Source organism: Pseudomonas sp. CK-NBRI-02 (assembly GCF_008124495.1).
GTDB classification, from domain to species: Bacteria; Pseudomonadota; Gammaproteobacteria; order Pseudomonadales; family Pseudomonadaceae; genus Aquipseudomonas; species Aquipseudomonas guariconensis.
In genome coordinates, this window is sequence record NZ_VSJH01000015.1 from 405,075 (window position 1) to 419,053 (window position 13,979).

Annotated in this window: 11 protein-coding genes and 1 pseudogene; 10 read left to right on the top strand and 2 right to left on the bottom strand. The window is 64.1% G+C overall.

The genetic code is table 11. The features are described 5' to 3' along the window. Nucleotides 1–12: 12 nt before the first annotated feature. Together DQ397_RS12810 and DQ397_RS12815 are read right to left on the bottom strand one after the other, a co-directional pair. Nucleotides 13–132 (bottom strand): annotated as a pseudogene (locus tag DQ397_RS12810) (KGG domain-containing protein); the annotation flags it as partial. 302 nt (nucleotides 133–434) lie between these two features. Next, nucleotides 435–1,316 carry a Dyp-type peroxidase gene (locus DQ397_RS12815; RefSeq protein WP_043214515.1) on the bottom strand — a complete coding sequence of 294 codons (882 nt, stop codon included), beginning with the start codon at nucleotides 1,314–1,316 and terminating at the stop codon, nucleotides 435–437. A gap of 152 nt (nucleotides 1,317–1,468) precedes the next feature. On the opposite strand from DQ397_RS12815, the gene DQ397_RS12820 reads away from it, so the two are divergent. The 10 genes from DQ397_RS12820 (at nucleotide 1,469) to DQ397_RS12865 (ending at nucleotide 13,973) form a co-directional block, all read left to right on the top strand. Continuing rightward, nucleotides 1,469–2,377: a bile acid:sodium symporter family protein gene (locus DQ397_RS12820; RefSeq protein WP_043214517.1), complete on the top strand. Its 909-nt coding sequence runs from the start codon at nucleotides 1,469–1,471 to the stop codon at nucleotides 2,375–2,377. Nucleotides 2,378–2,558: 181 nt separating this feature from the next. Beyond that, entirely contained in the window at nucleotides 2,559–3,623 is a 1,065-nt protein-coding gene (locus tag DQ397_RS12825; protein ID WP_043214518.1) for an enoyl-CoA hydratase/isomerase family protein, read from the top strand. 16 nt (nucleotides 3,624–3,639) lie between these two features. Beyond that, nucleotides 3,640–4,791: an acyl-CoA dehydrogenase family protein gene (locus DQ397_RS12830; RefSeq protein ID WP_043214520.1), complete on the top strand. Its 1,152-nt coding sequence runs from the start codon at nucleotides 3,640–3,642 to the stop codon at nucleotides 4,789–4,791. A gap of 613 nt (nucleotides 4,792–5,404) precedes the next feature. Continuing rightward, the gene (locus tag DQ397_RS12835) at nucleotides 5,405–6,466 is read left to right on the top strand and encodes a 3-deoxy-7-phosphoheptulonate synthase (protein ID WP_043214521.1); all 1,062 of its coding nucleotides are present in this window, start codon (nucleotides 5,405–5,407) and stop codon (nucleotides 6,464–6,466) included. A 78-nt stretch (nucleotides 6,467–6,544) separates the two neighbouring features. Then, nucleotides 6,545–6,826 (top strand): peptidylprolyl isomerase, encoded by a 282-nt coding sequence (locus tag DQ397_RS12840; protein WP_043214523.1) that lies wholly within the window; start codon nucleotides 6,545–6,547, stop codon nucleotides 6,824–6,826. A gap of 16 nt (nucleotides 6,827–6,842) precedes the next feature. Then, on the top strand, nucleotides 6,843–8,765 hold the full coding sequence (locus DQ397_RS12845) for an extracellular solute-binding protein (RefSeq protein WP_043214525.1): 1,923 nt from the start codon (nucleotides 6,843–6,845) through the stop codon (nucleotides 8,763–8,765). Then, entirely contained in the window at nucleotides 8,762–9,820 is a 1,059-nt protein-coding gene (locus DQ397_RS12850; protein ID WP_043214527.1) for a microcin C ABC transporter permease YejB, read from the top strand. The genes DQ397_RS12845 and DQ397_RS12850 overlap by 4 nt, the downstream gene beginning before the upstream one ends. Beyond that, a complete protein-coding gene (locus DQ397_RS12855; RefSeq protein ID WP_043214529.1) occupies nucleotides 9,820–10,836 on the top strand; it encodes an ABC transporter permease in 1,017 nt (338 codons plus the stop codon). The genes DQ397_RS12850 and DQ397_RS12855 overlap by 1 nt, the downstream gene beginning before the upstream one ends. 73 nt (nucleotides 10,837–10,909) lie before the next feature. After that, a complete protein-coding gene (locus DQ397_RS12860) occupies nucleotides 10,910–12,304 on the top strand; it encodes a sigma-54-dependent Fis family transcriptional regulator (protein ID WP_043214532.1) in 1,395 nt (464 codons plus the stop codon). Between the two features lie 277 nt (nucleotides 12,305–12,581). Next, nucleotides 12,582–13,973, top strand: a complete 1,392-nt coding sequence (locus DQ397_RS12865; RefSeq protein ID WP_148921559.1) for a GntP family permease — start codon at nucleotides 12,582–12,584, stop codon at nucleotides 13,971–13,973. Nucleotides 13,974–13,979: the final 6 nt, after the last annotated feature.

Here is a 13,979-nt window from a genome sequence, read left to right on the forward strand (position 1 = left end):
GCGTTGCCTTGCTTACGAGCGGCCGCCCTTGCGGCTGGAGTCGCTCGACCGGCCACCGCCGGATTGCTGCCCGCCTTTGCGGCCGGCTTCGGAGGCTTTCTCCCGGTCGTTAGCGAAGTTGCCTGGGTTTTTCGATCCGCCCTGGCTGCCGCTTTTGCTGGTCTCTTTGTTAGCCATGGTCTTTCACCTTTTGTGGCTGAAGGGATGCACGGCGCCGGGCCGTACATAACGTGGGAGTACGGCCACTTAAGGGGATTCGCTTTATTAGGACACTTGCCAGACCGGTGGCATTAAATAAGCGGCGAGCGCTTATTTGGCGCGCCAAGCTTGTTTCTGTGCAGGGGGAAGCCGCTAGAGAGTGCGAAGAGGCGCAATTCACCGATGGAGGATGCGCGTAACGAAAGGCCGCCGGGCTTCGCCGGCGGCCATTGCCGTCAGGCCTGCAGCAACAGGCTCAGATCCAGCCCCGCCTCGCCCATCGGCGGGCACCAGTAGTAGCCACCGGTCAGCGGACGGCTGAAGCGGTACAGGCCATCGATGATGCCATCCTCCAGCCCGCTCATGCGTCGCAGCTGCACCTCGAAGGCATCCAGCGAATGGCCCAGGGCCACGAAGGCAAGGCCGGCGCCACGCTCGTCCGCCCAGGCCACCGAGCGACGCACGACGAACGCTTCGGGGGCGAAGCTTTCCTGGGCGGTGCGCTTGACGTGGGCCGATGCGGGGGCGTCATCCAGCTCTTCGTTGTCGCTCATGCGACGGCCAATGATGTTGTCCTGCTCTTGCTGGGGCAGCGACTTGAAGTAGTTCAGGTCGTGCTTCCACAGCTGGAACGCAGCAAAGCTGGAGCCGGCAAGACCCGGCTGCTCGCTGGCGACGATGGCAGCCTCGACGGCGTCGTCATCCACCGGGTTCTCGGTGCCGTCTTCATAGCCGCTCAGGTCATGGCCACCGCGGTGCAGGAAACCGTCGACGCTATCGACCAGGCGCAGCGCCGGGGCCAACGTCTGCTCCAACGCCTGGGCCTGCAGGAACAGCTCGCCTCGCTCCGCGCCGCGCAACCACAACCACAGGGCGTGCTGGGTGCTGGGGTTCTCGACCACGGCATCCAACTGCGGGAAGGCACGCAGGCCCGGTACGTCGCGGCCCAGCGCCTTGACCAAGGGGGTACCCACACCAAGGATCAAGCTCTGGCCATCGACTTGCGGCAGCAAGGCATCCAGCACGGCGGGCAGCGCCTCGACCGAGTGCAGGGAGAAGAACAGGTGACGGGCGTGGGCCGGCACGGGTTTGGCGAGCAGACCTTGCTGGAACGGCATAGGGGGCTAATCCTCGGTAAAAACGGGCATGCTAGAGGGGCGGCAGGCAAGCTTCAAGCGGCAAATCGCCTCGGTGATCGCCGTTTGGCCTGCAATCGGGCTGTCGCCAACTTGCGGCTAGACTCCTTTGAACTTGCCAAAGGAATGCCGCCATGACCGCCTCGCCGTTGCTCACCGCTATCCTGCCCATCGCCCTGGGGATCATCATGCTGGGTCTGGGGTTGTCGTTGACCCTGGCCGATTTCACCCGGGTGGTGAAATACCCAAGACCTGTGATCATCGGCCTGGCCTGCCAGATCGTGCTGCTGCCGCTGGTGTGTTTTCTGATCGCCAATGGTTTTGGCCTCGAGTCGGCCCTGGCGGTAGGCCTGATGCTGCTGGCCGCCTCCCCGGGCGGGACCACGGCCAACCTGTTCAGTCATCTGGCCCACGGCGATGTGGCATTGAACATCACCCTCACGGCGGTCAACTCGCTGATCGCCATCCTGACCATGCCGCTGCTGATGAATCTGTCGCTGGCCTGGTTCATGGCCTCGGACCAGGCCATTCCCCTGCAATTTGCCAAAGTCATGCAGGTGTTCGCCATCGTCCTGCTGCCGGTCGCCTTGGGCATGCTGATCCGCCGCGCCGCGCCCACATTCGCCGCCCGCATGGAAAAGCCCATGAAACTGGTGGCAGCGCTGTTTCTGGCGTTCACCATCGCGCTGGCCTTGGCCAAGGACTGGCAGACCGTCGTCCAGTACGCGCCGGTGGTCGGTGGCGCGGCGCTGCTGTTCAACCTGCTGAGCCTCGGCGTGGGCTACTGGGTCCCGCGTCTGCTGAACATTCCACGGCGTCAGGCGATCGCGATCGGCATGGAAATCGGCATCCATAACGGTACCCTGGCCATCGCGCTGGCCTTGAGCCCGTCGCTGCTCAACAACCCGACCATGGCCGTGCCTGCAGCGCTCTATAGCCTGATCATGTTCTTCACCGCCGCCGTGTTCGGCTGGTGGGTCAGCCGCACACGGCCGCAAACCGAGGTTGCAGGCAACACCCCGAAGCAAGCGACCGGCGACTGAGACGGCCCTGCTTGCTGTGGAGAAACGCCTCTGGAAGCAGCGCATCAGGTAAAAATGCAGAAACCCACTGCAGATTTACCAATTGTGCATGGCATATTCGCATGACAGGATCCTGCGATCCTCCAGCGCAACTTCCAGACTTCACTTGGAAAATCAATAACAAAGCAGGGAGACCGCGATCATGACCGCGCACGCTCATTCCGAGGCCCATGTCCTGGCCGAAATCCGCAATCACATCGGCCATCTGACGCTCAACCGCCCTGCCGGCCTCAACGCCCTCACCCTCGACATGGTGCGCAGCCTGCAGCATCACCTGGACCAATGGGCGGCCGATCCCCAGGTCCATGCCGTGGTGCTGCGCGGCGAAGGGCCCAAGGGCTTCTGCGCCGGCGGCGACATCCGCTCGCTGCACGACAGCTACAAGGCCGGCAGCAGCCTGTATCAAGACTTCTTCGTCGAGGAATATGCCCTCGACCTGTGCATCCACCACTACCGCAAGCCGGTGCTGGTTCTGATGGACGGCTTCACCCTCGGCGGAGGCATGGGCCTGGCCCAAGGCGCCGACATGCGCGTCGTCACCGAGCGCAGCCGCCTGGGCATGCCGGAAGTGGCCATCGGTTATTTCCCCGATGTCGGCGGCAGTTACTTCCTTTCGCGCGTACCCGGCGAGCTGGGCACCTACCTGGGCGTGAGCGGCGCACAGATCCAGGCCGCCGACGCGCTGTACTGTGGCCTGGCCGACTGGTTCCTGGAGAGCGACAAGATCGCCGCCCTGGACGCTGGCCTGGACAAACTGACATTCGGCGACCACCCCCTCAAGGACCTCCAGGGCCTGCTGGCCAAGCTCGGTACCCAGACACTCGACGATGCCCCGCTGGCCCGTTTGCGCCCTGTGATCGACCATTTCTTCGCCCTGCCCGACGTGCCCAGCATGCTCGAGCAACTGCGCACCGTGAGCATCGGCGACAGCCACCAATGGGCCTTGGCCACCGCCGATCAGCTGGAAAGCCGCTCGCCCCTGGCCATGGCCGTTACATTGGAGATGCTGCGTCGCGGCCGCCACCTGAGCCTGGAGGAATGCTTTGCAATGGAGCTGCACCTGGACCGTCAGTGGTTCGAGTATGGCGACATCATCGAGGGCGTGCGCGCCCTGATCATCGACAAGGACAAGCAGCCACGCTGGAACCCGCCGACCCTCACCGGGCTCGATCCCAAGCGGGTGAACCAATTCTTCGAAGGCCTGTGAGCCGGGGAGTACACAGATGCAAGACCTGGAACTGAGCGAAGAGCAGATCATGATCCGCGACATGGCCCGGGATTTTGCCCGTGGCGAAATCGCGCCCAATGCCCAGGCCTGGGAAAAGGCCGCCTGGATCGACGATGCCGTGGTGCGCAAGATGGGCGAGCTGGGCCTGCTCGGCATGGTCGTGCCGGAAGACTTCGGTGGTAGCTATACCGACTACGTGGCCTATGCCCTGGCCGTGGAAGAGATCGCCGCTGGTGACGGCGCCACCGGCGCGATGATGAGCATCCACAACTCGGTTGGCTGTGGCCCGCTGCTGGCTTATGGCACGCCCGAACAGCAACAGGCCTGGCTGCCGCGCCTGGCCAGCGGCGAGGTGATCGGCTGCTTCTGCCTCACCGAGCCCCAGGCCGGTTCCGAAGCCCACAACCTGCGCACCCGCGCGGAGCTGGTCGACGGCCATTGGGTCATCAACGGCGCCAAGCAGTTCGTCAGCAATGCCCGCCGCGCAGGGCTGGCCATCGTCTTTGCCGTGACCGACCCTGAGGCTGGCAAGAAAGGCCTGTCGGCCTTCCTGGTGCCGACCGACAACCCGGGTTTCAAGGTGGACCGCAGCGAGCACAAGATGGGGATCCGCGCCTCCGATACCTGCGCGGTGACCCTCGACAATTGCCGTATCCCCGCCGCCAACATCCTGGGCGAACGGGGCAAGGGCCTGGCCATCGCATTGTCCAATCTCGAGGGCGGACGCATCGGCATCGCAGCGCAGGCGCTGGGTATCGCCCGGGCGGCATTCGAAGCGGCCCTGGTCTATTCGCGCGACCGCATTCAGTTCGGCAAGCCGATCAACGAACACCAGAGCATCGCCAACCTGCTGGCGGACATGCAGGTGCAGATCAACGCTACGCGCCTGTTGATCCTGCATGCCGCACGCCTGCGCAGTGCCGGCAAGCCGTGTCTGTCCGAAGCCTCCCAGGCCAAGCTGTTCGCCTCGGAAATGGCCGAGCGCGTGTGCTCCATGGCCATCCAGGTGCATGGCGGCTACGGCTATCTGGAGGACTATCCGGTTGAGCGTTACTACCGTGATGCGCGGATCACGCAGATCTACGAGGGGTCGAGCGAGATCCAGCGAATGCTGATTGCGCGGGAACTCAAGCATTACGCCCTTTGAGTTTCATCGAGGGATGCGGCCCATCGCAGGCTTCGCCAGCTCCGCTTGCTGACCGAGCCTTGGATGGGCTGCAAAAATGATCGGAGCCATAGCATTTAGTCATTGAACATCCTGTTTGAGGTGCAGTAAGCTCGGGCTCATTCATTGGAGAGCAACATGACCCACAGCATCCGCAACCACGCCAACCTCACCGGTCGCACCGCGCGCCCAGTGCTGGCCGTTGCTGGCTGCCAGGCCGTTGCCAGCTTTTATTTTGGGTATTGGTTTAGCCACTAGGCGCCGCTGATACCCACACGGCGCCCACCTTCGAGGGGCCGCCGAACACGAGAATACTCAAACCCCCGGTCGGCCCCCCGACCGGGGGTTTTGCGTTTCAGGCTTCTGGAAAACACCGATTCACATTGAGGAAACAGACATGAACACCATCGCTTATTACTACGCCGACACCTACGCCTGGCGATTTAGCCAATCCCGTTCGGGCCAGCCTGCCGCCTCCGTTCGGTCGTCCACTGGTGGCAATGCTGCACGCAGTCATAAACCGAATATCTGTCGAACACCTCGATAGGGCCGACCACGCGGGCCTGAACCCGCCGTCCGCCCAGGGAAAAACGCCATGCAATCGTCGAACCTCGCCCTGCCCCTGACCCAACCCCAGGCTGCCAACACCGCCGTCAGCCAACGTCTGCCCTCACCGCACCTGCTCAAGCAGCAAATGCCGCTGAGCACTGCCCTGACCCAGCAAGTCCAGCAACATCGCCAAGCCGTGCGCGCCATCCTCGACGGCCTCGACCCGCGCCTGCTGGTGATCGTCGGCCCATGCTCGATCCATGATCCACGTTCGGCCCTGGAATACGCCGACCGCCTGGCCGCCCTGAGCCGCGAAGTCGATGACAAACTGCTGCTGGTGATGCGCGCCTACGTCGAAAAACCCCGTACCACGGTCGGCTGGAAAGGCCTGGCCTACGATCCGCACCTGGACGGCAGCGATGACATGCATGGCGGCCTCGCGCTGTCCCGCGGGCTGATGCTGAACATGATCGAGCGTGGCCTGCCGATCGCCACCGAGTTGCTGCAACCGATGGCCGCCGGCTACTTCGACGACCTGCTCAGCTGGGCCGCCATCGGCGCGCGTACCACCGAATCGCAGATCCACCGCGAAATGGTCAGCGGCCTGGCACTGCCCGTGGGCTTCAAGAATGGCACCGACGGGGGCGTCGGCATCGCCTGCGACGCCATGCGCAGCGCTGCCCACCCGCACCGCCATTTCGGCATGGATGCCCAAGGCTACCCGGCGATCATCGAAACCTTGGGCAACCCTGACACCCACCTGGTCCTGCGCGGCGGCCACCAGGGCCCGAACTACGATGCCTCGAGCATTGCCCAGGCACGCCAGGGCCTGTCCAAGGCCGGCCTGACCGGGCGTGTCCTGGTCGATTGCAGCCACGCCAACAGCGGCAAGGACCCGGCCCGCCAGCCCGCGGTATTCGAGGAGGTGCTGGAGCAGCGCCTGCAAGGTGACCGGGCGATCATCGGCATGATGCTCGAAGGCCACCTGTTCGATGGCTGCCAGACGCTGGGCAAGGGCCCGCTCAAGTACGGCGTGTCGATCACCGACGGCTGCCTGGGCTGGGACGCCACCGAGGCGCTGCTGCGCCGGGCGGCCGAGCGTTTGTGACCGGTACACCAAGCCTGGCGAGACATTTGCCGAACAAGTGCGCTAGGCTTGTTTTTTTCACCCAAGGAGTAGTACCCCATGGCCCGTGCCACCGCCCGCCACATCCTGGTCAGCAGCCTCGAGAAGTGCAACGAACTCAAAGCACAGATCGAAGCTGGTGCCGACTTCGCCGAAGTCGCCAAGGCCAACTCCACTTGCCCATCCAGCCGCCAAGGCGGCGACCTGGGCTCCTTCGGCCCAGGCCAGATGGTCAAGGAATTCGACACCGTCGTCTTCAGCGCCCCGGTCAACACCGTGCAAGGCCCGGTCAAGACCCAGTTCGGCTACCACCTGCTCGAAGTGACCAGCCGTCAGGACTGAGCCTGCGGTCCCGGTGATGTCCTCTGTGGGCGCGGGCTTGCCCGCGAACGTCGTCCCGTCGGCAACCGGGTTGCCAGCACGGACGCCTTCGCGGGCAAGCCTGCTCCCACAGTGCATGTGGGGTCTGCTCTTGCTGTGCACGGCCCTCGCAGCCCACGCCGCCCCCACCCACGCACTCACCGCCTACGGTGAGGCCCCGCGTTATCCCGAATCCTTCCGCCACTTCGACTACGTCAACCCCGATGCCCCCAAGGGTGGCAGCCTGCGGCGTTCAGCCCTGGAGATCGGGCAGTTCGACCATGTCCTGCCGTACATCGATAAAGGCATCGGTGTCAGCGAAGTCGATGGCTGGCTGTATGCGCCTCTGGCGCAGCGCTCATTCGATGAGCCCTACACCGTCTATGGTTTGATTGCTCGGCGCATGGAGCGTGGTCCAGAGGACGCCTGGCTGCGCGTTGAGATCGACCCGCGCGCGACGTTCGCCGATGGCAAGCCGGTGCGCGCCGAGGACGTGCGCTTTACCTTCGACCTGCTGATGAACAAAGGCAGTCTGCGCTATCGCACCCAGTTCGCCGAGGTCACCCAGCTCACGATCGAGGGTCCGCGGCAGGTGCGTTTCGAATTCAAACAACCCCATGGCCGCACCTTGGCCCTGGACCTCGCCACCCTGCCGGTGCTGCCCGAGCACGACTGGCAGCACCGCGATTTCGCCAACGGCGCCGGCTTCGACAGACCCGTCGGCAGTGGGCCCTACCGCATCGGCCGGATCGACAATGGCCGCAGCATCACGTTCGAGCGCGACCCCACCTGGTGGGCCGCCAGCCTGCCGGCCAGTCGAGGCCGCTACAATTTCCAGAGCATCCGCATCGAGTATTTCGGCGACACAGAAGTCGCCCGCCAGGTGTTGCGCGGCGGCGGGTTCGACTACAACCGCGAGTTCTCCGCCACGGCCTTCACCTTGGGCTACAAGGGTGACGCGCTGGACGATGGGCGCCTGCAACGCGCCCACCTCGGCCCGTCCAAGCCTCAGACGGCCCAGGGCTTCGTGTTCAACCTGAAGCAGCCGATGTTCCAGGATCGGCGCGTGCGCCAGGCACTGGCCATGCTCTGGGACTTCGAATGGAGCAACCGGCAGATGATGCGCAACCTGTACATCCGTCAGCAAAGCGTGTTCTCCAATACCCCGCTGGCCGCCCGCGCCTTGCCCGACGCCCAGGAACTGAAACTGCTCGAACCGTTGCGCGGCCAAATCCCCGATGAAGTCTTCAGCCAGGTCTATAGCGCGCCGGTGACCGACGGTTCGGGCATCATCCGCCCCCAACAGCTGCAGGCCCTGGCCCTGCTCGAGGCCGCCGGCTGGCGCCCCGACGGTGATCGGTTGGTGAACGCCAACGGTGAGCCGCTGAGCTTCACCTTTCTCAATGGCCAGTCGGGGCTCGAACGCCTGCTGCTGCCCTGGAAACGCAACCTGGCGCAGATCGGCATCACCCTGAACATCCGCAATGTCGACTCCGCCCAGTACGTCAACCGCCTGATGGCCCGCGACTACGACATGATCGTCACCGGCTATCCGGTCACGCTCTCCCCGGGCAGCGAGTTGTACAACTACTTCGGCTCGGCCTCGGCCGAAGACCCCGGGTCGAACAATTTCATGGTGCTGCGCGACCCGGCCGTCGATACCCTGCTCGACGGCCTCGTGCGGGCCGACACCCAGCCCGACATGCTGCGCCACGCCCATGCTCTGGACCGGGTGCTGCAATGGAATTACTACTGGATTCCCAACTACTACCCACCGGGCAGTTCGACCGTCTGGTGGAACCGCTTCGGCCTGCCCAAGGTCCAGCCGGCCTACGATGAAGGCCTGGATACTTGGTGGGAGATCAGCCCGACGCCGCTGACCAATGCACAGATGGCCGAGCGCCAGAAGGCCAGCCCATGACAGCCTATATCCTGCGTCGCCTGTTGCTGATCATCCCGACTTTGCTGGCGATCCTGCTGGTCAACTTCGTGATCGTCCAGGCCGCCCCCGGCGGGCCGGTGGAACAGGCCGTGGCGCGTCTGCAAGGTATCGGTGGCGGCACGCCGGGGGCGCGGGTCGAGACTGTGCATGGCGAGTCCCGCGCAAGCCGCGGCCTGGACCCCAAACTCATCGAAGAGATCAAGCGCCAGTATGGCTTCGACAAGTCGGCCCCCGAACGCCTGTGGCTGATGCTGGGCCAATACGCTCGACTGGACTTCGGCCAAAGCTTCTTCCGCGGCGCCAAGGTCACCGACCTGATTCTCGACAAACTGCCAGTGACGGTCTCGCTCGGCCTGTGGGCCACCTTGATCACTTACCTGGTGTCGATACCGCTGGGTATCCGCAAGGCCGTGCGCCACGGTAGCCGCTTCGATGCCTGGAGCAGCGCGCTGATCGTCATCGGTTATGCCCTGCCCTCGTTCCTGTTCGCCTTGCTGTTGATCGTGCTGTTCGCCGGTGGCACCTCGCTGAACTGGTTCCCGGTGCGCGGGCTGGTCTCGGAGAACTTCGACCAGCTCAGCCCGCTGGGCAAGGTCGCCGACTATTTCTGGCACTTGGTGCTGCCGGTCGGGGCGTTGGTGATCGGCGGCTTCGCCACCCTCACTTTGCTGACCAAGAATGCCTTTCTCGACGAGATCTCCCGCCAGTACGTGATCACCGCGCGGGCCAAGGGCCTGAGCGAGCGCCGGGTGCTGTACGGGCATGTACTGCGCAACGCCATGCTGCTGGTGCTGGCCGGGCTGCCCCAGGCGTTGATCACGGTGTTCTTCGCCGGCTCCTTGCTGATCGAGGTGATCTTCTCCCTCGATGGCCTGGGCCGACTGAGCTATGAGGCCGCGGTCTCGCGGGATTATCCGGTGGTGTTCGGCACCCTGTTCATCTTCACCCTGGCAGGGCTGTTGATTCGCTTGATCGGTGACCTGAGCTATACCGTGCTCGACCCGCGCATCGATTTCGATGCAAGGGGCCGCTGATGTTTTCGCCCGTCGCGCTTCGTCGTTGGCGCTGTTTCCGGCGCAATCGCCTGGGTTGGTGCTCGCTGTGGCTGTTCGCCGCTATCCTGGTGCTCAGCCTGGGCGCGGAACTGGTGGCCAACGACAAACCGCTGCTGCTCGTCTACAAAGGCGAGCTGTACACGCCGGCACTCAAGCGTTACACCGAGCAACAGTTCGGTGGCCAGTTGCCGTTCCAGCCCGATTACCGCAGCGCTTACGTACGCCAGTTGATCGCAGGACAGGGCGGCTGGATGCTGTTCGCACCGATCCCTTTCAGTGCCGACACGCCCAACTACGACCTGCAGGTGCCTACCCCCAGCCCGCCCAGCACCAGCAACTGGCTCGGCACCGACGATCAAGGGCGCGATGTGCTCGCCAGGGTGCTGTACGGCACACGGGTATCGCTGTTGTTCGCCTTCGCCTTGACCGTGCTCAGCGTACTGATCGGCATTGCCGCTGGGGCCGTGCAGGGGTACTACGGTGGCTGGGTGGATTTGTTGGGCCAGCGTTTGCTGGAGGTCTGGTCGGGTTTGCCGGTGCTGTACCTGTTGATCATCCTCAGTGGCTTTGTCGAGCCGGACTTCTGGTGGCTCCTGGGGATCATGGCGCTGTTTTCCTGGCTGACCTTGGTGGATGTGGTACGCGCCGAATTCCTGCGCGGGCGCAACCTGGAGTACGTCAAGGCCGCGCGTGCCCTGGGGCTGTCGGACGGGCAAGTGATGCTCAGGCATATTCTGCCCAACGCGATGACGGCCACGCTCACCTACGTGCCGTTCATGCTCACCGGGGCTATCACCACCCTCACCGCCCTGGATTTTCTTGGCTTCGGCATGCCGGCGGGCAGCGCTTCGCTGGGGGAGCTGGTGACCCAGGGCAAGCAGCATCTGGAGGCGCCATGGCTGGGCTTTACCGCATTCTTTGCCCTGGCGTTGATCTTGTCGTTGCTGGTGTTCATTGGCGATGCGCTGCGTGAGGCGTTCGATCCACGGGCCTAGCGGTCGATGGGTCTTCGCCAGTCTGGCCGACAGTCGTCATAATCACCGCCACTGCATTTCAAAGGCCCAGCCCATGCAAGAAAGCGACAGCCTCAAGGACTATCCCCAGGTTCGGCAACTGGCGATCCGCTCGCTGTTCGAGATCATCGAGCAGTCCAGCGAAGGCACGGTGATCGTCGATCGCCAGGCACGGATCGTCTGGATGAATGAGCGCTACGCCCGGCGTTTCGGCCTGCCCGATGCGGCCAGCGCCATTGGCCAGCCCTGCGAGGCGGTGATCCCGGGCAGCCTGATGCGCGATGTGGTGAGCAATGGCCGGCCGATCCTGCTGGACATGCTCGACACACCCAACGAGCCGCTGGTGGTGATGCGCCTGCCCATCCATGACGATCGCGACGAGCTGATCGGCGCCATCGGCTTTGCCCTGTTCGATGAACTGCGCAGCCTCTCCCCGCTGCTCAAGCGCTACGCGAGCATGCAGCAGGAACTGGCCTCGACCCGCTCGCAACTGCGCGCACGCCAGGCCAAGTACAGCTTCGCCCAGTTCGTCGGCACCAGCGCCGCGAGCCTGGAGGCCAAGCGCAGGGCGCGCCGTGGTGCAGGCAGCGATTCCCCGGTATTGCTACTGGGCGAAACCGGCACCGGCAAGGAGCTGCTGGCCCATGCCATCCATGCTGCCTCGGCCCGGGCGCACAAGGCGTTCGTCAGCGTCAACAGCGCGGCCATTCCCGAAACGCTGCTGGAGGCCGAATTCTTCGGCACCGCTCCTGGCGCCTTCACCGGGGCCGACCGCAAGGGGCGCAGCGGCAAGCTGCAATTGGCCGAGGGCGGTACGCTGTTTCTCGACGAGATCGGCGATATGCCATTGGCCCTGCAAAGCAAGCTGCTGCGGGTATTGCAGGAGAAGGAATACGAACCGGTCGGCTCAAACCAGATGCTGCGCAGCGACGTACGCATCATTGCCGCCACCTCCATCGATCTGCAGGCGGCCATGGCCAGCGGCGCGTTTCGCGCCGACCTGTACTACCGGCTCAACGTGCTGCCCATCGAGGTACCGCCCCTGCGCGAACGCCTGGGCGATCTGCCGGCGCTGTGCGAGGCAATCCTGGCCGAGCTTGGCACTCAGTACGAGCTCGAGCCCGACGCCCAGGCATTGCTGGCACGCCACGCCTGGCCTGGCAATATCCGTGAACTGCGCAATGTGCTGGAGCGTGCGACGCTGCTGGCGGATCAGCCGCGCCTGGGAGTGGACGATGTGCGCTCGGCGCTGGGGCCGTTGAGCCCCGTCGCGCCAGCGGGTGCAGTACCTCAGGGGTATCGGGAGGCGTGCGAGGCATTCGAGCGCAAATTGATCGCCGATGCCCTGGCCAGTTGCGCCGGGAATGTACCGCAGGCCGCGAAGGCGCTGGGGTTGGGGCGGTCTACGCTGTACAAGAAGATGATCGCCTTGGGGGTTCAGTCTCTATAAAGAGACCTAAGTCTCCAGCTAGAGACATTGTTGTAGGACCGTTTTTGCGGTCCATTGCAGGCCTCGCCAGCGCCTGCAGAGAGAGACGAAGCGCCACCTGTTGTGGGCGTTGGCAACGCCTGCGACAGGCTGTGCAGCAGCCCCAACCGTCTCGATTGTGAGACACCTGCAGGCAATAATTCGATAAAACCCTTACAAATCAATACGTTACAAATCTGGCACGAATCCCGCTATCTCCTCGGTCAACCATAAAAACAACGACTTGGAGACACCCTCGATGACTGTGCTCATCGCCCTCGCTGCCCTGGCCCTGTTGATGTTGGCTGCCTATCGCGGCTACAGCGTCATTCTCTTCGCCCCCATTGCCGCCCTCGGCGCTGTCCTGCTCACCGACCCTGCGGCTGTGGCCCCGACCTTCACGGGCGTGTTCATGGAAAAAATGGTCGGCTTCATCAAGTTGTACTTCCCGGTGTTCTTGCTCGGTGCTGTGTTCGGCAAGCTGATCGAGCTCTCCGGCTTCTCGCGCTCGATCGTCGCCGCCGCCATTGGCTTGCTGGGCACACGCCAGGCCATGCTGGTGATCGTTCTGGTGTGCGCGCTGCTCACCTACGGCGGCGTATCGTTGTTCGTGGTGGTGTTCGCGGTGTACCCGTTCGCGGCCGAGATGTTCCGCCAGAGCAACATTCCCAAACGCCTGATCCCGGCGACCATCGCCTTGGGCGCGTTCTCTTTCACCATGGACGCCCTGCCCGGCACCCCGCAGATCCAGAACATCATCCCCAGCACCTTTTTCAACACCACGGCCTGGGCCGCGCCCTGGCTGGGGCTGATCGGCACACTGTTCGTGTTCAGCGTCGGCATGCTTTACCTGCGCCGCCAGCGCAACAAGGCACAGCGCGCCGGCGAAGGCTATGGCAATGACCTGCGCAACGAACCGGAAACCGCCGACGACCTGGCCCTGCCCAACCCTTGGCTGGCGTTGTCGCCTTTGGTGATGGTGGGCGTGATGAACCTGGTGTTCACCCACTGGATTCCTCACTGGTATGGCGCCACGCATACGTTGCAGCTGCCAGGCATTAGTGCGCCGGTGCAAAGCGATGTGGCCAAGCTCACCGCGATCTGGGCAGTGCAGGCGGCCTTGCTGGTGGGCATCCTGATGGTGCTGGTATGCGCCTTCGGCGCCATCCGCCAACGCTTGGCCGAGGGCACCAAGAGCGCCGTCAGCGGTGCGCTGTTGGCGGCCATGAATACCGCCTCGGAGTATGGCTTCGGCGCGGTGATCGCCTCGCTACCGGGCTTTCTGGTATTGGCCGATGCCCTGCGCGCCATCCCCAATCCGCTGGTCAATGAGGCTGTGACCGTCACCTTGCTCGCCGGCATCACCGGCTCCGCCTCCGGAGGCATGAGCATCGCCCTGGCGGCCATGAGCGAAAGTTTCATCGCCGCAGCCCACGCCGCGAACATCCCGCTGGAGGTCCTGCACCGTGTGGCCGCCATGGCCAGCGGCGGCATGGATACCTTGCCGCACAACGGCGCGGTGATCACCTTGCTGGCGGTCACCGGGCTGACCCATCGCGAGGCCTACAAGGACATTTTCGGTATTACCCTGATCAAGACCCTGGCAGTTTTCGTGGTCATCGCCACCTTCTACGCCACCGGCATCGTCTAAGGAGAT

Bases quoted from the DNA above. Each gene is read 5' to 3' on its own strand.
- DQ397_RS12815 (WP_043214515.1), bottom strand. From the start codon at position 1,316: ATGCCGTTCCAGCAAGGTCTGCTCGCCAAACCCGTGCCGGCCCACGCC.
- DQ397_RS12820 (WP_043214517.1), top strand. From the start codon at position 1,469: ATGACCGCCTCGCCGTTGCTCACCGCTATCCTGCCCATCGCCCTGGGG.
- DQ397_RS12825 (WP_043214518.1), top strand. From the start codon at position 2,559: ATGACCGCGCACGCTCATTCCGAGGCCCATGTCCTGGCCGAAATCCGC.
- DQ397_RS12830 (WP_043214520.1), top strand. From the start codon at position 3,640: ATGCAAGACCTGGAACTGAGCGAAGAGCAGATCATGATCCGCGACATG.
- DQ397_RS12835 (WP_043214521.1), top strand. From the start codon at position 5,405: ATGCAATCGTCGAACCTCGCCCTGCCCCTGACCCAACCCCAGGCTGCC.
- DQ397_RS12840 (WP_043214523.1), top strand. From the start codon at position 6,545: ATGGCCCGTGCCACCGCCCGCCACATCCTGGTCAGCAGCCTCGAGAAG.
- DQ397_RS12845 (WP_043214525.1), top strand. From the start codon at position 6,843: ATGTCCTCTGTGGGCGCGGGCTTGCCCGCGAACGTCGTCCCGTCGGCA.
- DQ397_RS12850 (WP_043214527.1), top strand. From the start codon at position 8,762: ATGACAGCCTATATCCTGCGTCGCCTGTTGCTGATCATCCCGACTTTG.
- DQ397_RS12855 (WP_043214529.1), top strand. From the start codon at position 9,820: ATGTTTTCGCCCGTCGCGCTTCGTCGTTGGCGCTGTTTCCGGCGCAAT.
- DQ397_RS12860 (WP_043214532.1), top strand. From the start codon at position 10,910: ATGCAAGAAAGCGACAGCCTCAAGGACTATCCCCAGGTTCGGCAACTG.
- DQ397_RS12865 (WP_148921559.1), top strand. From the start codon at position 12,582: ATGACTGTGCTCATCGCCCTCGCTGCCCTGGCCCTGTTGATGTTGGCT.